Origin of the sequence: Nocardia vulneris, from assembly GCF_001613425.1 — a bacterium.
Classification (GTDB): domain Bacteria; phylum Actinomycetota; class Actinomycetes; order Mycobacteriales; family Mycobacteriaceae; genus Nocardia; species Nocardia vulneris.
This window is the reverse complement of sequence record NZ_BDCI01000030.1, coordinates 41,941-65,966: the sequence shown is the minus strand read 5'-3', so window position 1 is coordinate 65,966 and position 24,026 is coordinate 41,941. Positions and strand designations below refer to the sequence as shown.

23 protein-coding genes are annotated in these 24,026 nt (G+C 68.6%); 15 read left to right on the top strand and 8 right to left on the bottom strand.

Going from position 1 to position 24,026, the window contains the following annotated elements; genetic code table 11:
* Window positions 1-6 precede the first annotated feature (6 nt).
* Complete coding sequence (gene tkt / locus NVU01S_RS28860; protein WP_043682260.1) at window positions 7-2,148, bottom strand: transketolase; 2,142 nt, start codon at window positions 2,146-2,148, stop codon at window positions 7-9.
* A 386-nt stretch (window positions 2,149-2,534) separates the two neighbouring features.
* On the opposite strand from tkt, the gene NVU01S_RS28855 reads away from it, so the two are divergent.
* Window positions 2,535-3,524 (top strand): heme o synthase, encoded by a 990-nt coding sequence (locus NVU01S_RS28855; protein WP_042258886.1) that lies wholly within the window; start codon window positions 2,535-2,537, stop codon window positions 3,522-3,524.
* A gap of 7 nt (window positions 3,525-3,531) precedes the next feature.
* On the opposite strand, the gene NVU01S_RS28850 is transcribed toward NVU01S_RS28855, so the two are convergent.
* Window positions 3,532-4,959, bottom strand: a complete 1,428-nt coding sequence (locus NVU01S_RS28850) for an FAD-dependent monooxygenase (RefSeq protein ID WP_043682263.1) — start codon at window positions 4,957-4,959, stop codon at window positions 3,532-3,534.
* 93 nt (window positions 4,960-5,052) lie between these two features.
* On the opposite strand from NVU01S_RS28850, the gene NVU01S_RS28845 reads away from it, so the two are divergent.
* Window positions 5,053-5,649: a TetR/AcrR family transcriptional regulator gene (locus tag NVU01S_RS28845; protein ID WP_042258969.1), complete on the top strand. Its 597-nt coding sequence runs from the start codon at window positions 5,053-5,055 to the stop codon at window positions 5,647-5,649.
* Window positions 5,650-5,655: 6 nt separating this feature from the next.
* Here NVU01S_RS28845 and NVU01S_RS28840 read toward each other — a convergent pair whose 3' ends face one another.
* A complete protein-coding gene (locus tag NVU01S_RS28840; protein ID WP_063048184.1) occupies window positions 5,656-6,621 on the bottom strand; it encodes a quinone oxidoreductase family protein in 966 nt (321 codons plus the stop codon).
* 60 nt (window positions 6,622-6,681) lie between these two features.
* On the opposite strand from NVU01S_RS28840, the gene NVU01S_RS28835 reads away from it, so the two are divergent.
* Together NVU01S_RS28835 and NVU01S_RS28830 are read left to right on the top strand one after the other, a co-directional pair.
* On the top strand, window positions 6,682-7,032 hold the full coding sequence (locus NVU01S_RS28835) for a hypothetical protein (protein WP_029892701.1): 351 nt from the start codon (window positions 6,682-6,684) through the stop codon (window positions 7,030-7,032).
* A 5-nt stretch (window positions 7,033-7,037) separates the two neighbouring features.
* Window positions 7,038-7,841, top strand: coding sequence for a transporter substrate-binding domain-containing protein (locus tag NVU01S_RS28830; RefSeq protein ID WP_052280526.1), 804 nt, complete (start codon window positions 7,038-7,040; stop codon window positions 7,839-7,841).
* Window positions 7,842-7,845: 4 nt separating this feature from the next.
* Here the strand turns inward: NVU01S_RS28830 and NVU01S_RS28825 are convergent, their stop codons facing one another.
* The 4 genes from NVU01S_RS28825 to NVU01S_RS28810 all read right to left on the bottom strand — a co-directional run bounded on the left by NVU01S_RS28825 (window position 7,846) and on the right by NVU01S_RS28810 (window position 13,039).
* The gene (locus NVU01S_RS28825) at window positions 7,846-8,664 is read right to left on the bottom strand and encodes an alpha/beta hydrolase (RefSeq protein ID WP_052280525.1); all 819 of its coding nucleotides are present in this window, start codon (window positions 8,662-8,664) and stop codon (window positions 7,846-7,848) included.
* Window positions 8,665-8,678: 14 nt separating this feature from the next.
* A complete protein-coding gene (locus NVU01S_RS28820; protein ID WP_043669451.1) occupies window positions 8,679-11,288 on the bottom strand; it encodes a PEP/pyruvate-binding domain-containing protein in 2,610 nt (869 codons plus the stop codon).
* Window positions 11,285-11,989, bottom strand: a complete 705-nt coding sequence (locus NVU01S_RS28815) for a TetR/AcrR family transcriptional regulator (protein ID WP_043669448.1) — start codon at window positions 11,987-11,989, stop codon at window positions 11,285-11,287. The genes NVU01S_RS28820 and NVU01S_RS28815 overlap by 4 nt, the downstream gene beginning before the upstream one ends.
* 138 nt (window positions 11,990-12,127) lie before the next feature.
* Window positions 12,128-13,039 (bottom strand): 2-hydroxyacid dehydrogenase, encoded by a 912-nt coding sequence (locus tag NVU01S_RS28810; protein WP_043669445.1) that lies wholly within the window; start codon window positions 13,037-13,039, stop codon window positions 12,128-12,130.
* A gap of 261 nt (window positions 13,040-13,300) precedes the next feature.
* Between NVU01S_RS28810 and NVU01S_RS28805 the strand changes: the two genes are divergently transcribed.
* From NVU01S_RS28805 to NVU01S_RS28755, 11 genes are read left to right on the top strand one after another with little or no spacing between them, the layout of a single operon-like run.
* Complete coding sequence (locus tag NVU01S_RS28805; RefSeq protein WP_014986376.1) at window positions 13,301-14,134, top strand: MlaE family ABC transporter permease; 834 nt, start codon at window positions 13,301-13,303, stop codon at window positions 14,132-14,134.
* Entirely contained in the window at window positions 14,134-15,003 is an 870-nt protein-coding gene (locus tag NVU01S_RS28800; protein ID WP_043669441.1) for an MlaE family ABC transporter permease, read from the top strand. The genes NVU01S_RS28805 and NVU01S_RS28800 overlap by 1 nt, the downstream gene beginning before the upstream one ends.
* Window positions 15,004-15,006: 3 nt before the next feature.
* The gene (locus tag NVU01S_RS28795) at window positions 15,007-16,035 is read left to right on the top strand and encodes an MlaD family protein (protein ID WP_043669438.1); all 1,029 of its coding nucleotides are present in this window, start codon (window positions 15,007-15,009) and stop codon (window positions 16,033-16,035) included.
* A complete protein-coding gene (locus tag NVU01S_RS28790; RefSeq protein ID WP_043669435.1) occupies window positions 16,032-17,036 on the top strand; it encodes an MlaD family protein in 1,005 nt (334 codons plus the stop codon). Before NVU01S_RS28795 ends, NVU01S_RS28790 begins: the two co-directional genes overlap by 4 nt.
* Window positions 17,033-18,079: an MlaD family protein gene (locus tag NVU01S_RS28785; protein WP_043669433.1), complete on the top strand. Its 1,047-nt coding sequence runs from the start codon at window positions 17,033-17,035 to the stop codon at window positions 18,077-18,079. Before NVU01S_RS28790 ends, NVU01S_RS28785 begins: the two co-directional genes overlap by 4 nt.
* Window positions 18,079-19,128, top strand: coding sequence for an MCE family protein (locus tag NVU01S_RS28780; protein WP_052280524.1), 1,050 nt, complete (start codon window positions 18,079-18,081; stop codon window positions 19,126-19,128). Before NVU01S_RS28785 ends, NVU01S_RS28780 begins: the two co-directional genes overlap by 1 nt.
* Window positions 19,125-20,138 (top strand): MlaD family protein, encoded by a 1,014-nt coding sequence (locus NVU01S_RS28775; protein WP_043669430.1) that lies wholly within the window; start codon window positions 19,125-19,127, stop codon window positions 20,136-20,138. Before NVU01S_RS28780 ends, NVU01S_RS28775 begins: the two co-directional genes overlap by 4 nt.
* Window positions 20,135-21,079 (top strand): MlaD family protein, encoded by a 945-nt coding sequence (locus tag NVU01S_RS28770; protein ID WP_043669427.1) that lies wholly within the window; start codon window positions 20,135-20,137, stop codon window positions 21,077-21,079. Before NVU01S_RS28775 ends, NVU01S_RS28770 begins: the two co-directional genes overlap by 4 nt.
* 15 nt (window positions 21,080-21,094) lie before the next feature.
* The gene (locus NVU01S_RS28765) at window positions 21,095-21,661 is read left to right on the top strand and encodes a hypothetical protein (protein WP_052280523.1); all 567 of its coding nucleotides are present in this window, start codon (window positions 21,095-21,097) and stop codon (window positions 21,659-21,661) included.
* Between the two features lie 39 nt (window positions 21,662-21,700).
* Window positions 21,701-22,369, top strand: a complete 669-nt coding sequence (locus tag NVU01S_RS28760; protein ID WP_043669424.1) for a TetR/AcrR family transcriptional regulator — start codon at window positions 21,701-21,703, stop codon at window positions 22,367-22,369.
* Complete coding sequence (locus tag NVU01S_RS28755; protein WP_043669422.1) at window positions 22,366-22,983, top strand: TetR/AcrR family transcriptional regulator; 618 nt, start codon at window positions 22,366-22,368, stop codon at window positions 22,981-22,983. Before NVU01S_RS28760 ends, NVU01S_RS28755 begins: the two co-directional genes overlap by 4 nt.
* Window positions 22,984-23,026: 43 nt before the next feature.
* On the opposite strand, the gene pip is transcribed toward NVU01S_RS28755, so the two are convergent.
* Entirely contained in the window at window positions 23,027-24,019 is a 993-nt protein-coding gene (gene pip / locus NVU01S_RS28750) for a prolyl aminopeptidase (RefSeq protein WP_082032004.1), read from the bottom strand.
* Window positions 24,020-24,026 lie beyond the last annotated feature (7 nt).

Sequence of the window (24,026 nt, the reverse complement as noted above, 5' to 3'; positions counted from 1 at the left end):
GAGCGCTTATCCCTTCACGTTCTCGAGTGTGCGCTGCGCGGCGGCAACGACGTTTTCGGCAGTGATCCCGAACTCGCGGAACAGGGTCTTGAAATCGGCGGACGCACCGAAGTGCTCGATCGAGACGATCTCGCCCGCGTCACCGACGAACCGGTGCCACGGCATCGCGATACCGGCCTCGACCGCGACACGCGCACCCACCGACGGCGGGAGCACCTCGTCCCGGTACGCCTTGTCCTGCGCGTCGAACCACTCCACACACGGCATCGAGACCACGCGGGTGCCGATGCCCTGCTCCTCCAGCGTAGTGCGGGCCGCGACGGCGAGCTGCAGCTCCGAACCGGTGGCGATCAGGATCACCTGCGGCGTGCCGGTGGACGCCTCGGCGAGCACATAGCCGCCCTTGGCCACGCCCTCGAAGCTGGTGCCCTCCTGGATCGGCAGATCCTGGCGGGTCAGCGCGAGCGCCGACGGACCGTCCTGGTGCGCGGGCTCGGAGACGGAGAAGTGCGAGGTGTGCTCGCTGCTGTCGCGCTCGAGAATGGTGCGCCACGCGTAGGTGGTCTCGTTCGCGTCACCCGGGCGTACCACGTTCAGGCCGGGGATCGCGCGCAGCGCGGCGAGGTGCTCGATCGGCTGATGCGTCGGACCGTCCTCGCCGAGGCCGATCGAATCGTGCGTCCACACGTAGATGGCGGGCACGCGCATCAGCGCGGCCAGCCGGACCGCGGGGCGCATGTAGTCGCTGAACACCAGGAAGGTGCCACCGTACGGCCGGGTCGGGCCGTGCAGCGCGATGCCGTTCAGGATCGCGCCCATCGCGTGCTCGCGCACACCGAAGTGCAGCGTGCGGCCGTACGGATCGGCCTTCCACATACCGGTCGAGATCGACTCCGGGCCGAAGCTCGGGGTGTCGGGCATCGTGGTGTTGTTGGACTCGGCCAGGTCGGCCGAGCCGCCCCACAGCTCCGGCAGCACGGGCGCGAGCGCGGCGAGCACCTTGCCGGACGCCTTACGGGTGGCCATGCCCTTCGGATCCGCCTCGTACGTCGGCAGATTCGCGGCCCAGCCGGCCGGCAGGTCGCGCTTGGCGAGCCGGTCGAACAGCTCCTTGCCGGCCGGGTTGGCCTGCGCCCACCGGTCGAACTGCTGCTGCCACTGCGCGTGCGCCGCCTGGCCACGCTCGACCGCTTTGCGGGTGTGCGCGATGACCTCGGGCGCGACCTCGAAGGTCTGCTCCGGATCGAAACCGAGCACCTTCTTGGTGGCGGCCACCTCCTCGGCGCCCAGCGCGGCGCCGTGCGCGGCACCGGTGTTCATCTTGTTCGGGGCCGGGTAGCCGATGATGGTGCGCAGGATGATGATCGACGGGCGATCCAGCTCGGCCTTCGCGGCCGCCAGCGCGCCCTCGATGGCGACGACGTCCTCGCCGCCCTCGACCACCTGCACGTGCCAGCCGTACGCCTCGTAGCGCTTGGCGACATCCTCGGTGAACGCGATGGTGGTGTCGTCTTCGATGGAGATCTTGTTGTCGTCGTAGATCAGCACGAGGTTGCCGAGCTGCTGGGTGCCCGCCAGCGACGACGCCTCGGAGGTGACGCCCTCCTCCATGTCACCGTCGGACGCGACGACATAGATGAAGTGATCGAACGGGCTGGTACCCGGCGCGGCGCTCGGATCGAACAAGCCGCGCTCGCGACGCGCGGCCATCGCCATACCGACCGCGGAAGCCAGACCCTGACCCAGCGGGCCGGTGGTGATCTCGACGCCGTCGGTGTGCCGGAACTCGGGGTGACCCGGCGTGAGCGAACCCCACTTGCGCAGGTTCTGCAGATCATCGAGCTCCAGACCGAAACCGGCCAGGTAGAGCTGGATGTACTGGGTGATGCTGGAATGCCCGCAGGACAGCACGAAACGGTCCCGGCCGACCCACGACGGATCACTCGGATCGATCCGCATGGTGCGCTGATAGAGCGAATACGCCAACGGCGCCAAGCTCATCGCGGTACCGGGATGCCCGTTCCCGGCGTTCTGCACCGCGTCGGCGGCAAGCACTCGGACAGTGTCGACGGCCTTGGTGTCCAGATCCGTCCAGTCGTCCGGGTGGTTCGGCTGAGTGAGGGCGCGGATGTCGTCTGTGACTGACACGACCGAGGTTCTCCTGACATTGGTTTCGTCGACGGCGGCTTGCTGGCGGCGATGAACGCGCGGCAGCGACGGTGTGCATACCGGGTGTGTACCCAACCACCCTAGATGTGCCCCATGAGCGGCATACGAGTAACCCTGTGTTTATTTGCCGCGCGGGCGCGGCGATCCATCGTGTGGTGGACCACAATTCGGGTGCGGTTGCTTGGGGCTCTGGAGGGGGCGGGGTCGGTGGGGGTCTACCATCCTCTGTAGTAGTAGCCGCGCCGCATCGGCTGTAGGGGCGCCGAGGCGGACGTATGTCCAGGTCTCGCGCATCCAGCACAGCGGGAAACGCGCGCGCTGCTTGGTCCATGCCGGAGGCGATGCACAGCGTGCGAGGAGAAACAGTGCGGATTGGGCAACAGCCGGGTGGCAATGGCGCGCACGGCTCCGCTCCGACGGTGCTGACCGAACGGTTCACCGGACCGGGCCTGCCGTCCCGAGTGCTGCGACGAGTGCTCGCCTACATCGCGCTCACCAAGCCGCGCGTCATCGAATTGCTGCTCGTCGCGACGATCCCGACGATGCTGCTCGCCGACCGCGGCACCATCGATATCCGGCTCATCCTGGTCACCCTGTTCGGCGGCTGGATGGGCGCGGCGAGCGCGAACACGCTGAACTGCGTCGCCGACGCCGATATCGACAAGGTGATGAAGCGCACCGCGAAGCGCCCGCTGGCCCGGGAGGCGGTGCCCACCTCGCACGCCTTCGTGTTCGGCGTCGTGCTCGGCCTGGCCTCGTTCGCTTGGCTGTGGTGGCAGGCGAACCTGCTCAGCGGCGCGCTCGTGGTCGCGACGATCCTGTTCTACGTCTTCGTCTACACCCTCGGCCTGAAGCGCCGCACCTCGCAGAACGTGGTGTGGGGCGGTGCGGCCGGCTGCATGCCCGCCCTGGTCGGCTGGTCCGCGGCGACGGGCGGCATCGGCTGGCCCGCGATCGCGCTGTTCGGTGTCATCTTCTTCTGGACGCCGCCGCACACCTGGGCGCTGGCCATGCGCTACAAGGAGGACTACCGCGCGGCGGGCGTGCCGATGTTGCCGGTCGTGGCCACCGAGCAGGCGGTGACCAAGCAGATCGTCATCTACACCTGGCTCACCGTGCTCACCACATTGGCGCTGGTGCCCGCCACCGGCGTGGTCTACGCCGCCGTCGCGCTGGTGGCCGGCGCGTGGTTCCTGCTCATGGCGCACCAGCTGTACGCAGGCGTACGGCGCGGCGAGTCGGTGAAGCCGCTGCGGCTGTTCCTGCAGTCGAACAACTATCTGGCCGTGGTGTTCTGCGGTCTCGCGGTCGATTCGGTGCTCGGCTGGGATACGGTCGGCAGCTTCTTCGGCTGAGGCCGATTCAGGCGCGGCGACCGAGGTAACCGTCCGGCCGGACCGTGATCCGGGTGCCGTCGAGCGCGTGATACGCGGCGAACGCGTGGCCCTCCACATCGATGACGTGCCGCCCCTGCGCCGCGGTCCCGGGCCGGACCACCGCATACACCTGGGCGTCCGCAATCGCGGGCAGCGCACCGGTTTCGCCGAAGCACAGCACGGTCGCGTGCGGACCGCGGAACAGGTCGAACAGGCGAATCGGCTTGCCCGCCAGGTCTTTCAGCGGCGCGTCGGGCGCGCGATCGCCGGGGACGAGCGGCCCGTGCGCGGCCGGATCGCGGTAGCTGATATCCAATTGCTGGGTCTCCGGGCCGCGTTCCATCGCGTCCTCGGCGCCGTCCTTCAGCTTGTCGAGCAGTGCGGAGCTGACGCCGAGCACCCGGGCCGCGACCGTGCGGCGTTCGGATTCGTAACTGTGCAGCAGTGATTCGTCCCCGCGCAGCGCGGCCGCGAGCTTCCAGCCGAGGTTGTATGCGTCCTGGATACCGGTGTTCAATCCTTGCCCGCCGGTCGGCGGGTGCACATGTGCCGCGTCACCGGCCAGGAACACCCGGCCGTCCCGGAATCGTTCGGCCAACCGGACATTCGGCCGCCACACGGTGACCCAGGTGAGGTCGGTCAGCGTGACGTCGGTGCGCCCGGAGTAGCGGTCGAGGTACTCCTGCAGCACCGCGAGGGTCGGTGCGGCGTCGTCGTCCAGCGGGGCGGCGAACTGGAATTGCCGTCCACCGGGCAACGGGGACAGTGCGATTCCGGCCATCGGCCGGTCGGCCGCCGCGAACCAGTAGCCGAATTCGTGGTCGAGCGCGTCGGCGCGGACGTCGCCCAGCAGCATCCGGATCGACTCGTCGGTGGAGCCCTCGAACGCGACGCCGAGCGTCTTGCGCACCGTGCTGCGACCGCCGTCGGCGCCGACCAGATAGGCCGCGCGCACGGTCTCCGACCCGCCGTCGCGGCCCAGGGTCGCGGTGACGCCGGCCGCGTCCTGGGTGAAAGTGGCCAGCGCGGTGCCGAGTTCGACCTGTACGCCCAGTTCCGCGAGCCGATCGCGCAGGATCGCCTCGGTCCTGGACTGGCCGAGCATCCAGGCGTTGGGGTAAGGGACGTCCGGCGTCGGGTCGACCGGCGCGCGCATGATCCGCTCGCCGATGAAGTCACCGCCGAGATGGACCCGCATGGTCGGCGCCGATCGTCCCGCCGCGAGCACCGCGTCGAGCACGTCGAGGTCGTCGAACACCTCGAGCGTGCGCGGCTGGATGCCGTCGCCGCGCGAGCCGGCGAAGAACTCGGTGGCCTGGTCGACGATCCGTACCGGGATGTCGCGGCGGGCCAAGTCGATGGCGAGGGTCAGTCCGGTCGGGCCGGCGCCTGCGATGAGCACCTGTTCGGGCACGCTTCCTCCAAGGGTGAATTGAGATTCAATGAATGTGGATTCAGTATTGGAGTTGGTAGGTTGCCTGTCAAGAGGAGGTGGGTGCGGGTGTCGATGAGTCGCAAGGAGAAGTCGGCCGAAACCGAGCACGCGCTGAAGGCCGCGGCATTGCGGCTGTTCGCCGAGCGCGGCTACCTGAACACCAAGATCGCCGACATCACGACGGCCGCCAATCGCGCGGCCGGCTCGTTCTACAACCACTTCGCGGGCAAGGAGGAGCTACTCCAGGCGCTGCTGAACGACGTGGCGACGCAAGGCGACGTGACGGCCGAAGGCCCGGACCACAATCCGGACTTCACCGATCCGGCGGCGATCCATTTCCATGTGGAGCAGTACTGGGCCGCGGCCAGGCAGCACTGGGCGGTCTTCCGCTCGATGCAGCAGGCGGCCCTGGTCAACGAGGAATTCGCCAGGCAGGCAGGGCAATTCGCGATTCAGCAGCGCCGCGACATCGCCGACCACCTGGACGGTTTCGGGCCCGGCGGACCGACTCTGCCGAGTACCCCGGACGCCAGTCTGGCCATGATGTTCCTGCTCACCACGGGCCTGCTCCAGGCGGTGGAAGAGGGCACGGTCGAACTCACCGACCGGCAGGCCGTCGACGGGTTGACCCGCTTCATCTACCGCGGCCTCACCGGCCGCGACTACTGATCCCGGTCAGGGGAGCAGGACGATCGATCCGGTGGTCTTGCGCGCTTCCAGATCGCGATGCGCCTGTTCGGCCTCGGCGAGCGGGTAGGTGGCGCCGATCCGGATCTGCAGGCTGCCTTCGGCGATCGCGGTGAAGATATCGGTGGCGCGCCAGAGCAATTCGGCGCGGTCGCGGGTGTAGAACGCGAGGCTGGGGCGGGTGACGAAGAGCGAGCCCGCGCCGTTGAGACGCTGCAGGTCGAACGGGGGCACCGGACCGCTGGCCGCGCCGAACAGGGCGAGCATGCCGCGCACGCGCAGCGAGCGCAGACTGGCCTCGAAGGTGGACGCGCCGACACCGTCGTAGACCGCGGCCACGCCGACGCCGTCGGTCAGCGTGCGGACCTCCTCGGCGAGATCGTCGTCGTAGCGCAGCACGTCGGTGGCGCCTGCCTCGCGGGACAGCTTCTCTTTGGCATCCGAGGAGACGGTCGTGATGACGCGTGCGCCACGGGCCACCGCGAGCTGGGTCAGGATCAGCCCGACGCCACCCGCGCCCGCGTGGACCAGCACCGTCTCCCCGGGTTCCGGGGTGTAGATGGATTCGAGCAGGTAGTGCGCGGTCATGCCTTGCAGCAGCGCCGACGCGGCAACCGGCGGTTCGACGCCGTCCGGCACCTTGATCGCGACGTCCGCGCGCACCGCGACGCGTTCGGCGTAACTGCCCGGCGCGCTCGCCCACGCCACTCGATCACCGACCGCGAACTCGGTGACGTTCGCGCCGACCTCGGCGACCACACCGGAGGCTTCCGAGCCCGGCACATAGGGCACATCCTGGGGGTAGCGGCCGGTCCGGATGTAGGTGTCGATGAAGTTGATGCCGGTCGCCTGCACGTCCACCAGCAGCTGGTCGGCGTCGATCTGCGGGTCGGGCAGCTCGACGTAGTGCAGGACTTCGGGACCACCGTGCTCGGATACCTGAATGGCGCGCATGAGATCCGTTCTACACCCGAAGGGCTGGACCGTTTCCTACTGGCCGGTAAACTCCGGAGCATGAGTGCTCATGCCGCCACGGCTCCAGTGAAGTTGTCGGGCGCCCTCGTGGAGTCCGTCAAGGGTTTCGTCGCCGATCACGACGGTTCGGCCACCGCGGTCCTGCAACCGATCGGCCGGATCGGCGTGCGGGTGACCCTGGTCGGCGCCGACGGCATCCTCGGCGACCGCGTCGTCGACGATATGGCCACCGCGAAGGAACTCGTCGCCACCGTCGACGGCCTCACCGAGGCCGACGAATGGGAGCGCGAGCTGACCTCGATCGTCACCCCGCGGCGCAGCCACTGGGCGCAGATGGCGGGCTGGGTGGCTCGGCAGACCCGATTCCCCAAGGCGCGCAACGAGAAGTGAGCCGGATGCGCAGGCGCACACGGACCACGGACCGGGGCCGGCTGCTTCGGCTCGTGGCCCGCGCCGGTGCGGTGCTCGCGGCGGGTCTGCTTGTCGCCCCGGCCGTTCCGGCCGTCGCCCGAGCACCCGAGTTGCGCGTGTGCACCCCCGGTGACTACCCGCCGTACGCGACCACCGAGGGTGGCTATCGCGGCGTCGACATCGATCTGGCCCGCGGTTTCGCCGACGCGATGCGCCGTCCGATCGAATTCGTCCCGCTGACCTGGGCGAGCTTGAAGACGGATTTCGCCGCGCTGCACTGCGATATCGCCGTCGGCGGCATCTCCGACGCGCCCGCGCGCCGGGCGTTCGCCGATTTCTCGATCACCTACGGCACCGACGGGAAGACGCCGATCACCCGGCGCGGCACCGAGACCGAGTACGCGACCATCGAGCAGATCAATCGCCCCGGCGTCCGGGTGATCGCCAATCGCGGTGGTACCAACGAGGAATTCGCCCGCAGGCACTTCCCCGACGCCCAGCTCACCCTCTGGCCGGAGAACCGCACCATCTTCGACGAGATCGAGCAGGGCCGTGCGGACGTCTTCGTCACCGATGCCGTGGAGGGCCGCTATCGCGTCCGGCAGCATCCCGGCCTGCAGGTCCTGCATCCGGACCAACCGTTCGACTCGTTCGGCAAGATCATGCTGGTGCGCAAGGACGATCCGTGCCTGGGCTTCGCGTTGAACGCCTGGCTGGGTGCCCAGATCGCCACGGGCGCAACGGATCGCCTCTTCGCCCAGTGGATCGGGCCGGACGCCACCGCGTAGACGATCAGGGCAGGCGGAGCGAGCCGAGCCAGTCGTGCCAGCGGTCCAGCCAGGAGTCGCAGGGCAGGCCGCGCGCGGCCATGGCGAAACCGTGGCCGCCCGCGGCGTAGGCGTGCAGTTCGACCGGACGATCCGCGGCGCGCCAGGCACGATAGAGCCCCAGGTTGCCGTCGACGACGCCCGCGTCCGGATCGTCGGCGGCGAACGTGACGAACAGTGGGGGAGCGTCGGCGGGGACGGTGTATTCGTGCCAGGTGGGCGGATACAGGACGGTCGCGAAGTCCGGGCGGTGGGCTTCGTCGTATGTCGTTGCGGCGCCGACGGTTACCAGACCACCCGCCGAGGAACCGAGGATGCCGATGCGGTGCGGGTCGAGATCCCAGTCCGCCGCCCGGGCCCGGACGAACCCGACCGCGCTGCCGCCGTCGGCCGTCGCGGTGTAGGACTGCGCCTTGATGTCGTCCATCGAATAGTGGGTCGCCCAGTGCTCGAGGAAATCCGCGTCCCGCGGCGGCGTCGCCAATAGGCGATAGCGCAGGACGAACGCGGTATGCCCCTGGGCGGCAATGGCCTTCGCGATCGCACGGCCGGTGCCGTGGGTCAGCGTGACGAAACTCCCGCCCGGGCACACGATCACGGCCGTCCCCGTGGCTCGCGCCGGGTCGGGCCGGTGCACGGTCAAGGCGGGCGCGGTCACGTTGCGGATCAGTCCGACCTCCTTGTCCCCGAACAGTTCGGGGACGACGGTCTCCTGTCCGTAGGCAGCCGAGCCGCCCGAGTCGGGCCGGAGTGGGATGATCTCTTCGGATGTCTTGGTGTGCATGCGAATTCCTCGGCTCAGGCGGTGGCGCGGGTGACCGTTCCGGCATCCCCGTCGACGGTGACCGGGGCGCCGTCGGTCAGCCGCTCGGTCGCGACGCCGGTGCCGAGCACCGCGGGAATGTGATACTCCCGGGCCACGATCGAGCTGTGGCTCAACGGGCCGCCGACGTCGGTGACGATCGCCGAGGCCACCGCGAACAGCGGTGTCCAGGCCGGCGTCGTGATCTTGGCGACCAGGACGTCACCCGGACGCAGCCGCCCGAAGTCGCTCGGGCCGTCGATGATTCGCGCCGGTGCGGTGACCCGCCCCGGACTGCCGGGCACGCCCTTGACCACCGCGTCGGACGTCTCGTCCGAGCCGGCGGGCAGCAGCTTGCCGAAATCGAGGCCGAGCAGCTTGGTGCCGCCGCCGACCGGGAGCGCGTGTGGCGGCGTGACGGTCCGCTGCGCCGTCCAGGTGGCTCGGCGCTCGGCGACGAGGGCACGCGAATCCTGCGGCGCGCGAGCGGCATCCAGCGCGGCGGCCGCGGCGGTCACCTCATCCAGCCGCAGCCAGAACACGTCGTCCGGGGCGTCGAGCACCTCGGCGGCGACCAGGCGTGCGCCGATCGTCTGCAGCAACCGGCGCACTGTCGGCCAGCCGAGTCCCACGTCGGCGAGGCCGTCCTCGCGCAGCGGGCTCATCGTCTGCGCCCAGCGGAGCAGGCGCAGTGTCAAGCCGCGGCGCAGCCCGAAGCGGCGTGCTTCGAGGCCGCGCACGGCCTGCTCGCGGCGTGCCTGCGCGTCGCGCTGGCGTGCGCTCGGATCCTGCGCCGCTGGGCTGCCGAAGAATTCGAGCGTGTGCAGCACCGGCGCCGGATCGTCGACCGGGAGCGGGGCGGCGAAATCGAAGTCGTACACCGTGTCGCCATAGGTCGCCAGATGGTCGGCGAAACGATCGGTGAACTCGGTCAGCGCCGGATCATCGGCGGCGCTTTCGCAGAGAATCTCTGTGCCGGAGAGCTTTTCGATCCGCTCGGCCAGCCCGGGCTGCGTTGCCACCCACTGCGCGAGCCCGTAGAGCGACTGCTCGGCGCGCAACGGTTTGCTGTCGAAGCCGAGCAGGAATGTCAGCGCCGGTGGATCGGTGCGCCGCCGCATCGTCTTGTAGGCGGCGGTGAACAGCCCCTCGCTGATATAGGTCGCGGGCAGAATGCCGCCCTGCAGCGTCAGGTAGTAGCGGCCGGCCTCCTCGACGAGCGCGCGCGCCGCGGCGAGCAGATCCGTGGCCGTCCGTGCGTCGGGGTCCGTCGCGCGTTCGGCCGCGGTGATTTCGGCGTACCGGGCGTGCGCCGCGCGCCAGCGTTGCGGTGCCGTACGCAACGCGCGGGGGAGGGTTCTGGCCAGAAAACGTGGCTGCGCCAACGCCATTCGGGCGAGCATGCCCGGCGGGTAGGTGATGTCGTAGTAGCCGTAGCCGTTGATGACCACCAGCGGGTTGTCGAGGTACGGCAGGCCGAGGGAGTGGTACCGGTCCTTGGTGGCCTGTGCCACGGCGGGCAGGCCCAGCGTGGCGAACAAGGGGGACAAGGGATTCGGCAGCAGTTCGAGCACGCTGGCCCGCATGTACTTGCCCTTGGGATCGGGCAGCCGCCACTGGGCCGGCTGCTGTTGCGCCGCCGCATCGGGCAGTACGGTGATCGGCCGCGCCTGCACGATGAACAGCTCCGCGCCGTGCAGCGCCCACTCGATGTCCATCGGCTGCCCGTACAGCTGCTCGATCCGCAGCGCGATCTCGGTGAGCTCCCCGGCTTTCGCCGCGTCCAGGACCGGGGCGCGCCGCTGCGCGGCAGGCACCGGGACCTCGGCGGTGCCGGTGTCGGTGCGCACGGTCATCGTATCTTTGTCGCTGATGTCCTGCCGCAGCATGCTGCGGTCGGCCTTCGCCACGAGCAGCGTGTCCGGCGTGACGTTGCCGCTGACGATCGCCTCGCCGAGACCCCACGCGGCATTGATCATCACCCGGTCCCGCGCGCCCGTCACCGGATCCGCGGTGAACAGCACGCCCGCGGCGTCGGCGGGCACGAGTCGCTGCACCACGACGGCCAGGTCCACCTCGTCCGACTCGATCCCCTGCCGGGCGCGATAGTCGATGGCACGCGCGGTCCACAGCGACGCCCAGCAGCGTTGCACCGCCGCCATGACCTCGTCGGCACCGCGCATATTGAGATAGGTCTCCTGCTGGCCCGCGAAGGACAGCTCCGGTAGGTCCTCGGCGGTGGCCGAGGAGCGCACCGCGACCGCGACGTCCTCGCCGAGCCGCGCGTAGGCCGACCGCACGGCCTGCGAGATCTCCTCGGGCACAGTCTGTTCGGCGAACATCGCGGCGATCTCGGCGGCGGCCGCCGAGACCGTGTCCGCACGATCCGGGTCGGCCGCGGCCACCGCGTCGAGAATGCGGGCCGTCAGCCCGGTCGTGTCGACGAAGCGGCGGTACGCGGCCGTCGTCACGTGAAATCCCGGCGGCACCGGGAGTTCCGCCGCGGCCAGGCGGGCCAGCGAGGCGCCTTTGCCGCCGGCATGGGCCAGCGTGGCGCGCGCGTCGTCCAGCTCGAGGACGAGCGGATCGCTGCCGGAGGTGGTCATGAAAGGGTTCCTTCCTGGCGGTTCGGGGTGGCGTCGAACTCGGCGTGGGCGTGCGCGAGTTCGTCGAGCAGCAGCGTCTTGCCGCGGGCGAGATCGGCGCCGTCCGGGGTGAGGGCACGTTCGAGCAGGTCTGCCAGCGTCTCGAGGAGCTGGTCGGCCGACGGTCGCTCGGGATCGGCGGGTGCGGCGTCCCCGATCGGCAGCGTGCGCCGGATGGCCGGGGTCAGCGCGTCGAGGATGTAGGCGGTGGTCCGGACGTCGACCTCGGGACGAAGGGTGCCCGCCGCCTGCATGGCGCGCAGGAAATCGCGGGTGCCGGTGTTCGCCAGTCGCTCGAAGACGTTGCCCGGCTTGGCCGGATACTTTCCGAGGATGTCCGGGTCGCGCGCGACTATCGCGGCGGCCAGGGGCAGCCGGCTGAGCGTGTGCACCATCGCCCGATAGACGCTGGCCACACTGCCCGCGTGCGGGTCGGCCAGCAGATGCGCCCGCCAGGCCCGCGCGTAGCGGCCGAGTTCGCGGCGCACGGTGGCCTCGACGAGTTCGTCTTTCGACTTGAACTGCAGATATACCAGCCCGCGGTGCAGCGCGACGGCCTCGGCGACATCGCCCATCGTCAGCTTGTTGTAGCCGATCCGGCACAGCAGCTCCGCGGCCGCGTCGAGGATCGCCTGCTCGCGCGCCAGTTCATCGACACTCATAGTTTTGTCACCTTGACATATTTTGAGAAGTTGTCAAAAGCGACCGTACGCCGCGGTAGGTGGTGTCGTCAACGACTGATCGTCATTCTGGTCAGCAGCGGAAAAACGCTCGTGGGCAAGGAGTTCCGGCGCGACCGGTCAGTACTCGCCGCGGACCAGGTTCTTCGGTTCCGTGCCCGCGGCGAAGCGCAGGATCTCGGCGCGGACCACGGCCCACGCGCGTTCGAAGCTGCCGGTGCTGCTGCCCGCGACATGCGGGGTCAGCACGAGATTGGGGGCGTCCCAGAGCGGATGCTCGGGCGGCAGCGGCTCGGGATCGGTGACGTCGAGGGCGGCGCGCAGGCGGCCCGAGCGCAGTTCCGCGAGCAATGCGTCGGTGTCCACCACGGGCCCGCGGGCGACGTTCACCAGGATGGCGTTGTCGGCCATGGCGGCGAGGAACTTCGCGTCCACCATGCCGCGGGTGCGCGTGGTGACCGGGACGGTGAGGATGACGACGTCCTGGTCGCCGAGCAGGCCGGGCAATTCCTCGATGCCGCGCACGCCGTCGCGGGCCCGGGTGCCGACCAGTGTCACCACCGTGTCGAATCCGGTGAGCCTGCGGTCTAGTTCGGCGGCGAGATCGCCCGCGCCGACGACGAGTACCCGCTTGCCCGCGAGGGTTTCGGTCTGATGGTAGGTCCACTGCCGCGCCCGTTTGGCGTCCGCGAAGCTGCCGAGGTCGCGATAGAGATACAGCAGGGCGGCCAGCGCCCATTCGGCCGAACTGCCGCCGTGCGCGCCGCGGGCGTTGGACAGCAGGACCCCTTCGGGCAATGTGCCGATCCATCCTTCCGCACCCGCGGTGAGCAACTGGACCAGACGCAGTTTCGGCAGGTCGCTGAGGTTCATCGCGTCGGGGCGGGAAAGGAACTTGGGTACAAGCACTTCCGCGTGCTCCGCGCCCTCGGGCAGGGGGGAGCCGAGTTCGTATCGCATCGGCCGCACGCCGTCGATGCCGGAGAGTGCCGTGACGCCTTGGTCGTCCGGCACCAGAACGATGACCGCCATGCCCACAGATTAGGCGGTGTAGCGCGGTGCGTCGGCTGGGACATCTCCGGTCGGCTGTCTGATGCGCAGGGTCCGGAACCGGCCGTAGTGGCCGTTCGCCGGACATTTTCCGACAGACCGTCTGGTCGGTGTGCGGGACTGTCCGGGCAGGTATAACTGTCTCAGTCAATTTTCCGGATTGGCTGATTCCGCCGCAGAGTGACATATCAGTCGGCTAAATTAGCCGTGGTCGGGGGTGGAGCCGGCGGAATAGAGGTTGCGGTGGTCGTCGACAAAGTCGCCCGGGTGTCGGAGCCGTTGGCGCGCTGGGGTTTCGATCTCGTCCTCAACAGTTTGCGTACCTTCGGCCGTACCCTGCAGCTCGCCGTCGCGGCGTTCGGCTACCTGGTGACCGACGTGCTCAAGCTTCGACATCCGTGGCGGGACACGCTGCAGCAGGGGTGGTTCATCGTCAGCGTCACCGCGATACCCGCTGTGCTGGTGGCGATTCCGTTCGGCGTGATCGTCTCGGTCCAGGTCGGCAGCCTCACCCAGCAGGTCGGCGCCACCTCGGTGGCCGGTGCGGCGGGCGGGCTCGGCGTGATCCGGCAGGGCGCGCCGATGGTCACCGCGCTGCTGCTCGGCGGCGCGGCGGGCTCGGCGATCGCGTCGGACCTGGGCGCGCGCACCATCCGCGAAGAGGTGGACGCGTTGCGCACCATGGGCATCGACCCGGTCCGGCGGCTGGTCGCACCGCGGCTCGCGGCCATGATCGTGCTCACCCCGCTGCTCTGCCTGCTCGTGATCTTCATGGGCGTGTTCACGGGTTACGTTGTGGCCGTTGGTTTTCAAGGGGTGACGCCGGGTAGCTACCTGTCCTCGTTCGCGGCCTTCGCGACCATGGCCGATCTCGGCGTGGCCATCGCGAAATCAATCGTCTTCGGCGTGATCGTGCTGATCGTCGCGTGCCAGCGCGGTCTGGAGGCGACGCACGGCCCCAAGGGCGTGGCGAACGCGGTGAACGCCGCGGTGGTGATCGGGGTGATCGCGGCGTTCGGCGTGAATCTGGTGATCACCCAGCTCGTTTCGATGTTCCTGCCGCAGAAGGTGGGTTGATGACAGAGATCCCCGCCTCCTATCGGCCGTTCGGCCGGACCGTGCGGCTCGCCGAGCGCGGCACCCGGCCGCCGCTGACGCTGCTCGAATCGCTCGGGCATCAGCTGACTTTCATCGCCCAGGTGCTCGCCGCGGTACCGCACACGCTGCGCAGCTATCGCCGGCAGACCATGCTCACCCTGACCGATATCACCTGGGGCAGTGGCAATCTCATCGTCGGCGGCGGCACCGTCGCGGTGCTGATCTTCCTCGGCGTCGCGGTCGGCGGCTCGATCGGCGTAGAGGGTTTCACGGCGCTGAACATGGTCGGCATGGGCCCGCTCACCGGCTTCGTCTCGGCCTATGCGAACACCAGGGAGATGGCGCCGATGGTCGCCGCCATCGGCTTCGCGGCGCAGGCGGGCTGCCGGATGACCGCCGAGATCGGCGCGATGCGGATCTCGGAGGAGATCGACGCGCTGGAAGCCATCGGCATCCGGCCGATCCCGTTCGTGGTGACCACCAGGGTGATCGCGGGCATGATCACCATCGTCCCGCTCTACCTGCTGACGCTGATCCTCAGCTATCTGTCCTGCGCGGTCGTGGTCAACGTGCTGCACGGTCAGTCCTCGGGCACCTACTACCACTATTTCGACGCCTTCCTGCAACCCGGCGACGTGCTCGCGTCGCTGATCAAGGCGACGGTGTTCGTGGTGATGATCATCCTGATCCACGGTTACCAGGGGTTCTACGCGACCGGCGGACCCGAGGGCGTCGGCCGGGCCTCGGGGCGGGCGATCCGCGCCAGCCTGGTGCTGGTGGTGGTCGCGGACATGATCTTGACGATCGTCTTCTGGGGCCTCGATGTCGGAATCCGGATCTCGGGGTGACATATGCCGGTCTTCGTTGATCATTCGGGACGCACCGCCGGTCGCTGGATGCTGCGGTTGCGCGGGCTGGCGGTGGCCGCCGTGCTCGTCGTCGTCGCGGTGTTCACCACCCAGTACGCGCAGGGCGAGTTCGCCGATCGCTTCGCGCTCACCATCGACGCGGCCACCCTCGGCGAGGGGCTGGCGCCCGGCGCGGAGGTGAAATTCCGTGGTCTCGCGATCGGGACCGTGCGCAAGGTCGACACCGTGGGCTACGGCCATCAGCGCATCGAACTGGCATTGGATCGCGGGCAGGCGGCCGCGCTCACCGACGATGTGTCGGCCCGGTTCACCTCGTCGAACATCTTCGGTTCCAGCGCCATCGAATTGGTGAACACCGGCAAGGGCGGCAAGCTCCCGGAGAACACCATCCTGTTCATCGGGGCCAACGCGACGAACGCGACGGTGTCGAGCGTGTTCCGGCGGGCCGCGCGGCTGACCCAGGTGCTCGATTCCGAAACCGTGCGCGCCCTGTTCGATCTGCTGCTCGACAACACGGCCTCGCTCGGGCCCGCGGTGCAGTCGTTCTTCGCCACCGCCCGGGTGCTGGCCACGAATCAGCGTGCGCCACTGGCGCATTACCTCGACATCGGCGCGGACGTGAGCACCGGCATCGCGCAGACCACACCGCCGGTGGTCGACGTGATCCTCGGCGTGCTGGACAACAGCGAGTATTTCGGCCATCAGGAAAATCGGGAGCGGACCAAACACGCACTGGCGACGCTGGATACGGCGCTGCTGCTGCCGGTCGCCGATCTGCTGCGCCGCGACAACCCGGACCTGGCCGCCATCATCGGCGGCGTGCTGGATCTGGTGGTGCCGATCAGCGCGTCGATCGGCACCGTCGCACCCGCCTACCATCGCCTGCCCGCACTGCTGGAGCGGATCGACAGCGCGTTCCCGGTGGTGGACGGGCGGGTCCGGCTGCAGCTGGAGGTCATCGTGAAAAACATGCCGTACCTGGCGGATTCGATCATCGGGGTGCCGCGATGAACAGTGTCACCGCCGCGGGCGTCAAGCTCGGCGTCTTCTTCGTGATCGTCGCGGCCTGCTCGGCGTTCATCGTGGCCGCGCTCAATACGCCGGTGCCCGAGGACAAAGTCACGTATCACGCGGTCTTCACCGACGTTTCGGGACTGTACGCGGGTGACGTCGTGCGGATGTCGGGCGTCGCGGTCGGCAAGGTGGACGCGGTCGAATTGGCGGGCACCCAGGCGCGGGTCCGGTTCACCGTGGACCGGCAGCGGCCGCTCTACGACAACACCGAAGCCGCGGTGCGCTACCAGGATCTGATCGGGCAGCGCTATATCGAGTTGCTGACCGCGAAACCCGGCGGCACGCAACTCCCGGCGCAGGGCACCATTCCGGTGGCGCGCACGATTCCCAGTTTCGACGTGTCCAAGCTGTTCAACGGCTTCAAGCCGCTGTTCGAAACGCTGGATACCGCGCAGCTCAACCAGTTCGGCATGAACCTGCTGCGGGTCCTGCAGGGCGACGGCAGCGGCATCGGCCCGGCGCTGGCCGACCTGGACCGGCTGACCAAGCACGCCAAGAGCAGCGAGGCGGTAGTGGTGCTGCTGATCCACAACCTCGGCGAGATCTCGGGCTCGATCAGCGGGAAGTCGGCGGCGGTCGGTGATCTGGTGAAGCAACTCAACGGGGTGCTCAACCGGTTCGGCAGCCGCACCTCGATGATCCTCACCGCCATCGATCAGGCCAATCGCACTCTTGTGCCGTTGATTCCGCTGCTGGAGGAGCTGCGCGGAGCCTACGACGACAGCTACCTGCCGCTGGACGGACTGCTGCGCCGGCTGCTGCCGCAGACCGATCAGCTGGTCGAAATCCTCTCGCTCGTACCGTCGTTGCTCACCGGGCTGAACCAGCAGCTGCCCGCGGGCGAAGCGAAGACGTACTCGTGTGCGAACGGAGAGCTGGGGCTGCCCGGCCTCGGCACCGTTGTGCTCGGGAATCAGAAACTGGTGGTGTGCAAATGACCGGTGGCACCGCAGAACTGCGCGCGATACCGGCCCGGCTGCTGGCCGAGCTGAAAACCCTGCGCACCGAGAAGGCGGAATCCTGGACGCAGTTGCGCTGGGGCGTCGCCGGTGTGCTGGTGACCGTGCTCGCCCTGCTCGCCGCCGGGGTGCTGTACGTGGTGCCGTTCGGCGAGCAGTCCTACACCGCGGACTTCCGCACCTCGGGCGGGGCGCGCTCGGGCGACGAGGTGCGGATCGCGGGCATCAAAGTGGGACAGGTCCGTTCGGTCGCGCTGGTGGGCGATCACGTCGAGGTGCGCTTCGGGGTGGACCGCGGTGTGCACGTCGGGGACGGCTCGGTGGTCGCGGTGAAGATGCTGACGCCGATCGGCGGGCACTACCTCTCGCTCGAGCCGAAGGGCGAGCGCGCGTTGGGCGACAAGCACATTCCGCCGGAGCGCACCACCACGCCGTTCGAGCTGACCGACATCATCGACGTCGCCACGCCGGTGCTCAGCAAGGTGGACGGCAACACCCTGCGCGGCACCATCGCCGAGGTGAACGCGGCGCTGGCCGGTCAGCCCGACGCGGTGCGCTCGATCGTGGGCAATTTCAACGACCTGTCCGGAGTGCTGGCCCAGCGCTCGGACCAATTGAACGCGGCCCTGCGGGTTTCCGACGAATATGTCGGCGCGATCGCGACCGATCGGGCGGTACTCGCCGACTTCGTGCGCGAACTCGGCACCGTCGCGGTCGTGCTCGGGCAGCGCCGGGGCGAGGTCGTGCAGGTCTTCGAACTGCTGCGGCGGCTGTTCCTGATCATCCACCGGCCGGTCATGGCCTACGGCGACGCGATCGAACCCTCGGTCGCCGAATTCGAGCAGCTGTTCAACAAACTCGTGCAGGACCCGGGGCGGATCGACACGGTCATCGCCGGCATCAAGGACTTCATCGCGAAGATCTCGGCGATGCTCGGCGCCGACGGGATCACGGTCGACCAATCGGCCAGTGTGGTGCGCGGTCCGGCGCTGTGCATTCCGTTCGAGGGGAGGGCGTGCTGATGAAGCGCTGGGCGCGAACGGTCGTCGTTGCGGTGGTGGCGCTGGTCACCGTGGCCGTCCTGGTGGGCGTGAGCGGGGCGACCTGGGTGGACCGGGTGCGGCCCGCCCAGCAGGCGATCTGTGCCGAATTCGCCGACACGGTAGGTCTTTACGTCGGCAACAGCGTCACGCTGCTGGGCGTGGAGATCGGCACCGTGTCCGGGATCGAGGCGCGCGGTGACCGGATGCGGGTGACGATGACGATCGACGGCAAGATCGAGCTGCCCGCCGACGTCACGGCGGCGACCATGTCCAGTTCGATCGTCACCGACCGGCACGTCGAACTGTCCAAGACCTACACCGGCGGCCCGAAATTCGATACCGCGCAGTGCCTTCCACTCGAGCGCACGCGCACGCCGGTCGGGATCAGCGAGGCGCTCGACGCGCTGGCGACCTTGTCCGGCGATCTGGTCGGGGTGCAGTCCACGCCGACGCCGGGCGCGCCGTCGGACCGGCTGCTCGATCAGACGCTCACCGGCGCGGTCAACGCGCTGGACGGCACCGCGCCGCAGTGGAACGCGCTGTTGCAGCGGCTGTCCCAGGTGATCGGGGACCCGGCCGATCGAGATGCGGTGCTGCGCAGGCTGGTCGACAACCTGGATCAGCTCACCACCATGTTCATCACCAACTGGCCCGATATGCGGGCGCTGCTGGACAACCTGAAGAACGGCATCGCGCTGGTCGACGGGTTCTCGGCGGAGCTGTCCCGTGCGGTCGATCTGGCGCTGCAGTTCCTGCCGGTGATCGCCCGCAACGTCGGCAAATACGACCAGCAGTCCTTCGAGTTCCTCGACCGGATCGTGCCCGAGGTGCACCGCTACGCCGTGCTGGCGGGCAGCATCGTGGATCTGCTGATGCAGCTGCCGCCGGTGGTTTCCGGTCTGGCGTCGATCGTCGACCCGGCGACCGGTGCGCCCCGGGTGAATTACCGGCCGCCGCACTATGAATCGGCCGACGGCAGCCAGGTCGGGCTGCTCCAGGTCATTCTCGGCACGGTGGGTGCGCCGTGAAACGCCTGCTGCTCGCCGCGCTCGCGCTGCTGCTCACCGGTTGCGGCGTCCGCGCGACCGACGTGCCGATCCCGGGTACCTATCTGGCGGGGGACACCTTCAGCATCCGGATCGAATTCGGTTCGGTGCTCAACCTGCCCGACCGCGCCAAGGTCATCTCGGAGGGCGTCGAGGTCGGCATGCTCGATCGGATCGAGCTGATCGGCGACACGGCCGTCGCCACCGTCGACTTGAAATCCGATGTGCGACTGCCGAAGACGGCCACGGCCGAGCTGCGGCAGAGCACCATCCTCGGCGATATCCACATCGCACTGGCCGCGCCGCCGAATGCCGGGCCGCCGTTCCTGGTCGATGGCGACGTCATTCCCCGGGCCAGGACCGTGCCCGCCGCCAATGTGGAAGACATCCTGCGTGCGATGTCGAATATCGTCACCGGCGGACGATTCGGCGACCTGCAGGACCTGATCGTCAGCGTGAACGCCGCGTTCCCGGCCGACGAGGCCGACCTCGCCCGCATCCTGGCGGGCGGTCGCAACGCATTACACGACCTCGCCACGCATTCCGCCGAGCTGGATCGGATCCTGGCCGCCGCGGCCGGCGTGACCACGACGCTGGAGGCGAACAAGGACAACGTCGACCGAACCCTGACGCTCGGTCCCGGCCGGGCCGCGGGCCTGTCCGACGTGCTGTTCGGCCTGGTCCAGTTGATCATCGACGGCGGCGAACTGGCCAGGTACGTCGGCGATCTCGCGCTGCCGCTGCGCGGCGACCTGCACGACATCATCAGCATTCTGGCCCCGGCCGCGCGCACCATCGGCAGCGCGGACACCACGGTCCCGATGAACGTCGACACGATGAACCGCCTGTTGCGCGAGAAGCTGATCCCGTTCTTCAGCGCGCCGCCCAACATCCAGGTGCAGCGGGTGACGGCCGACGCAGTCGCGGCCGATGCCGCGCACCGCTCGGATCAGATGATCCAGGTACTGCGATCGATCGGGATGGTGCGATGAAACTCTCCGGACCCGTCTCGCTGGTGCTGCTGCTGGTGATGACCGTGGTGTGCGCGGCCTACATGGCGGTCGGCGTGCTCGACATCGACCCGCGGCGCAGCACGAATACCGTGACCGTGCTGATGGATTCGTCCGGCGGACTGATGCCGACCTCGCAGGTCGACCTGCGCGGGATGCGGATCGGCAAGGTGCGCGCCATCACCGCGACCGGCACCGGGCTCGCGGTGCGGATCGAGCTGGACGCGAAATACCGGGTGCCGCTGGGCAGCGAGGTGCACGTCAGCAACCTGTCCGCGGCGGGCGAGCAGTTCATGGACTTCCGCCCCACCACGACGGCGGGGCCGTACCTCACCGACGGCAGCGTCGTGCCGACGAGCCAGGTGCGCGTCGCGACGACGGTCAGCGAGGCGCTCGCGAAACTGGATGTGCTCAATTCCCAGATAGATCCGGCGAAGGTCGAGCGGCTGGCCGCCATCGTGTCGCAGGGGTATGCGGGACGCGAGCAGGAGATCGCCCTGCTCACCAAGACATTGACGATGACGGCGCAGCTGCTGCACGACAAACGGGACGCGATCACCCGGCTGTACGTGCACGGCCAGCAGCTCACCGAGAATTTCGACGGCTACGGGCCGGTGATCGGCGGCTGGGCAGGCGATCTGACCGACGTGCTGCCCGAGGTAGTGCACCTGATCGAAGCATTCAAGGGCTATTCCTATGCGGGCGAACACGTCTGGGACGAGCCGCTCGGTCCGCTGGTGCAGCAGATCGATCGGTACCTCGCGACGCTGGGACCGGATCTCGCGCACATCGCGACCGCGCTGAAGCCGGCCACCAGTGTGCTGAAACCCCTTCGGGTGGACGCGGGTTCGATCATCGACCTGCTGTCGGCCACCTTCCCGGAACACGGGACCGCCCGTATCACGCTCGACCTGCCGAAGTAGAGAGTTGAGGACGTCATGAGCACCACCGAGAGCGCAACCGAGACCCCCGTCGAGGAGCCGAAGACGCAGCCCCGCAAAGGAATCGGCTATCTGCTCGGCGGCATCGCCGTGCTGCTGACGGCGCTCAGCGTCGCGCTGGGCTTGTCCTGGCAGTCCAGTTCCGACGAACTCGCCGCGCTGCGGCAGACCAACGCCGATCGGGACAAAGCCGCGGAGGTGGCCGAGGACTACACGCTGCGCTCGCTGACCTACGACCACAAGAACCTGCCCGCCTTCTTCGACAGCGTGCAGCGGGGTACCTCGGACGCGTTGCGCAAGCGCTACGACGAGGTGCACGACACGCTGGCGAAGATCATGACCGAGGCGCAGGTGGTCGCCTCCGGGCAGGTGCTGGGCACCGCGGTGGACGCCCAAGGGAACAACCAGTACTCGGTGACCGTGTTCGCGACCCAGAAGACGCAGAACATCCAGCAGCCGAATCCGGTGACGGTACCGAACATCCTGGTGGTGACGGTGGCCGAGAACGGCGGCGACTGGCAGGTCGTCGACTACGGCCCGAAAGGCGAGGCGCTGGGGCGTTGATAAACTCACGGGTCCTGGTTGGCGTCGAGAGGGAGTGCTGTGCCGGACCAGCCCAGCGCGCCGCGCCGCGGTCGGCCACCGGAACCGGGCCTGGCGCAGCGGCGCAGGCAGCAGATCATCGAATCCGCCTATGCGGTGTTCGTCGCGCGTGGTTATGAGGCCACCACGATTTCCGATGTCGCCGCGCACGCGGGCATCGGCCAGGGCACGGTGTACCGGTACTTCGAGAGCAAACGCGAAATACTGGACCACGTAGTCGATTTCGGCATCGCGAAGTTCGTCGACCGGGTGCAGCCGCGGACGCTGCTGAAACGTCCGGCCTCGGCGTCGGACTTGCTCGCCGAACTCCGGTCCGCGATCGGCCGCTGGTACGAGATGCTGGATCAGGAACCGGATTTCGTGCGACTGTTCCTGGTCGAGGCCAGTGCGATCGACAAGGAACTCAGCGATCGGCTCCTCGGCCTGGAGCTGCTGGTCAGCACGTTCGTGGCACACGAACTGCGGCTCGGGGTGGCGGCGGGCTGGATTCGCGCGGACCTCGACCCGGAGGTGACGGCGCACATCGTGCTGACCTTGGGTGTGCCCGGCATCCTGCAGGAGATGCGGGGCGAGAACACCGTGGCCGAACGGGAACGCACCACCAACGGTGTGCTCACCCTGCTCGAAAAAGCCTTGCGGCCACGCGATTCCGCTGGACCCGTGCGATGAACGCCGCGGATCGGGGCGCCAAGCGCCGTGCCGAACTGGTGCTCGCGGCACACGAACTGTTCGTGGACAAGGGTTACCGCTCGGTCGTCGTCGCCGATATCGCGGCCAGGGCGGGGGCCAGTCACGGCACGTTCTACAACTACTTCGACAACAAACGCGACATCCTCGACGCGGTCATCGACCACTACTTCGCCCTGATCCGGGAACGGGTGTTCGGCCGGGCGATCGCGGGCCGGCGGCCGAAGACCCTCGACGAATTCTGCGACGTGATCGCCACCATCGTGGACCACTGCTACGAATTGGTCGCGGACGAACCGGGTTTGGTGAACTTCATTCTGCTGGAAGCCGCCACGATCGACGAGCGGGTGGCCGAACGCTCGATCCGGAACCTGCGCGTCTACGGCGACGAAGCCACCACCCGGATCAAGCGCGGCATGGAACTCGGCTACATCGATCCGGCGCTGGATCCGCGGCTGACCGGGGAGGCCCTGCTCTCCGCGCTGCTGGCGGCCCTGCTGTCCGCGATCCGGGACGGCGCCGACGGGCTGGACCGGACGCGGGTGCGGGCGCAACTCGTCGCCTTCGCGTACGCGACCCTCGGGTCTGATTCATAAGTCACAGCGGCGCCTTCGGGGTCCAGCTCGTATGAAACAGGCCCTAGCTCCCTGACGGCGCGAACCGGGCGGCCGCGTCGAGAATCGCCCGCAGCATCTCCGGGCTGCCGGTGTGTCCCGAATCGTCGACGACGTGCAGCTCGGCGTCCGGCCACGCCTGCGCCAATTGCCATGCGGTGTACAGGGGCGAGCCGAGGTCGAGGCGTCCGTGGATCAGCACACCGGGGATACCCGCGAGTGCGTGCGCGTCACGCAGGAGTTGTCCGTCCGGGAGCCAGGCGTCGTTGGCGAAGTAGTGCGCGCAAATCCGCACGAAGGCCAGCAGGTCGGCATCCGTCTTGTCGCTGTATTGGCCTGGGCGGCCCAGGTTTTCGTGCGCGATGACGGCGTCCTCCCACGCGCACCAGTCCCGCGCGGCCTTGGCGCGCACCTCGGGATCCGCGTCGTTCAGCAGGCGGTTGTACGCGGCGACGAGGTTTCCGTCGCGCTCGGCGGCGGGCAGGGCGTCCCGGAACGCGGCCCACGGCCCGGGCAGGAAGCGGCCGACACCGCGATAGAGCCAGTCCGTCTCTTCCGGTCTGGTCATGGTGACGCCGACCAGGATGATCTCGGAGACCCGGGCGGGATAGCGCTCGGCGTAGGCAAGGATCAAAGTGGAGCCCCACGAGCCGCCGTACAGCAGCCACTGCTCGATGCCCAAAAACTCGCGCAGGCGCTCCATGTCGGCGATCAAATGGTCGGTGGTGTTGACGGACAGATCGACCGCGGGATCGGCGGCGTGCGGCAGGCTTTCGCCGCAACCGCGTTGATCGAACAGCACGATCCGATAGGCGCTGGGATCGAAGTTCCGGCGCGAGCCGCGCTTGCCGCCCGAACCCGGCCCGCCGTGCACCACGAGCACGGGTTTCCCGTCCGGATTTCCACTGGTCTCCCAGTAGATCCGGTTGCCGTCACCGACCTCCAAGCATCCGTGCGCATAGGGGTCGATCAGTGGAAACGGCTGCGGCACTGGTGCTCCCGGCACGGTGGTCCCCATCGCCGGT

Excerpts from the sequence above, each read along its gene's own strand:
- NVU01S_RS28845 (WP_042258969.1), top strand. The coding sequence starts at position 5,053 with ATGAGTCGCAAGGAGAAGTCGGCCGAAACCGAGCACGCGCTGAAGGCC.
- NVU01S_RS28840 (WP_063048184.1), bottom strand. The coding sequence starts at position 6,621 with ATGCGCGCCATTCAGGTATCCGAGCACGGTGGTCCCGAAGTCCTGCAC.
- NVU01S_RS28835 (WP_029892701.1), top strand. The coding sequence starts at position 6,682 with ATGAGTGCTCATGCCGCCACGGCTCCAGTGAAGTTGTCGGGCGCCCTC.
- NVU01S_RS28830 (WP_052280526.1), top strand. The coding sequence starts at position 7,038 with ATGCGCAGGCGCACACGGACCACGGACCGGGGCCGGCTGCTTCGGCTC.
- NVU01S_RS28825 (WP_052280525.1), bottom strand. The coding sequence starts at position 8,664 with ATGCACACCAAGACATCCGAAGAGATCATCCCACTCCGGCCCGACTCG.
- NVU01S_RS28820 (WP_043669451.1), bottom strand. The coding sequence starts at position 11,288 with ATGACCACCTCCGGCAGCGATCCGCTCGTCCTCGAGCTGGACGACGCG.
- NVU01S_RS28815 (WP_043669448.1), bottom strand. The coding sequence starts at position 11,989 with ATGAGTGTCGATGAACTGGCGCGCGAGCAGGCGATCCTCGACGCGGCC.
- NVU01S_RS28810 (WP_043669445.1), bottom strand. The coding sequence starts at position 13,039 with ATGGCGGTCATCGTTCTGGTGCCGGACGACCAAGGCGTCACGGCACTC.
- NVU01S_RS28800 (WP_043669441.1), top strand. The coding sequence starts at position 14,134 with ATGACAGAGATCCCCGCCTCCTATCGGCCGTTCGGCCGGACCGTGCGG.
- NVU01S_RS28795 (WP_043669438.1), top strand. The coding sequence starts at position 15,007 with ATGCCGGTCTTCGTTGATCATTCGGGACGCACCGCCGGTCGCTGGATG.
- NVU01S_RS28790 (WP_043669435.1), top strand. The coding sequence starts at position 16,032 with ATGAACAGTGTCACCGCCGCGGGCGTCAAGCTCGGCGTCTTCTTCGTG.
- NVU01S_RS28785 (WP_043669433.1), top strand. The coding sequence starts at position 17,033 with ATGACCGGTGGCACCGCAGAACTGCGCGCGATACCGGCCCGGCTGCTG.
- NVU01S_RS28780 (WP_052280524.1), top strand. The coding sequence starts at position 18,079 with ATGAAGCGCTGGGCGCGAACGGTCGTCGTTGCGGTGGTGGCGCTGGTC.
- NVU01S_RS28770 (WP_043669427.1), top strand. The coding sequence starts at position 20,135 with ATGAAACTCTCCGGACCCGTCTCGCTGGTGCTGCTGCTGGTGATGACC.
- NVU01S_RS28765 (WP_052280523.1), top strand. The coding sequence starts at position 21,095 with ATGAGCACCACCGAGAGCGCAACCGAGACCCCCGTCGAGGAGCCGAAG.
- NVU01S_RS28755 (WP_043669422.1), top strand. The coding sequence starts at position 22,366 with ATGAACGCCGCGGATCGGGGCGCCAAGCGCCGTGCCGAACTGGTGCTC.
- pip (WP_082032004.1), bottom strand. The coding sequence starts at position 24,019 with ATGGGGACCACCGTGCCGGGAGCACCAGTGCCGCAGCCGTTTCCACTG.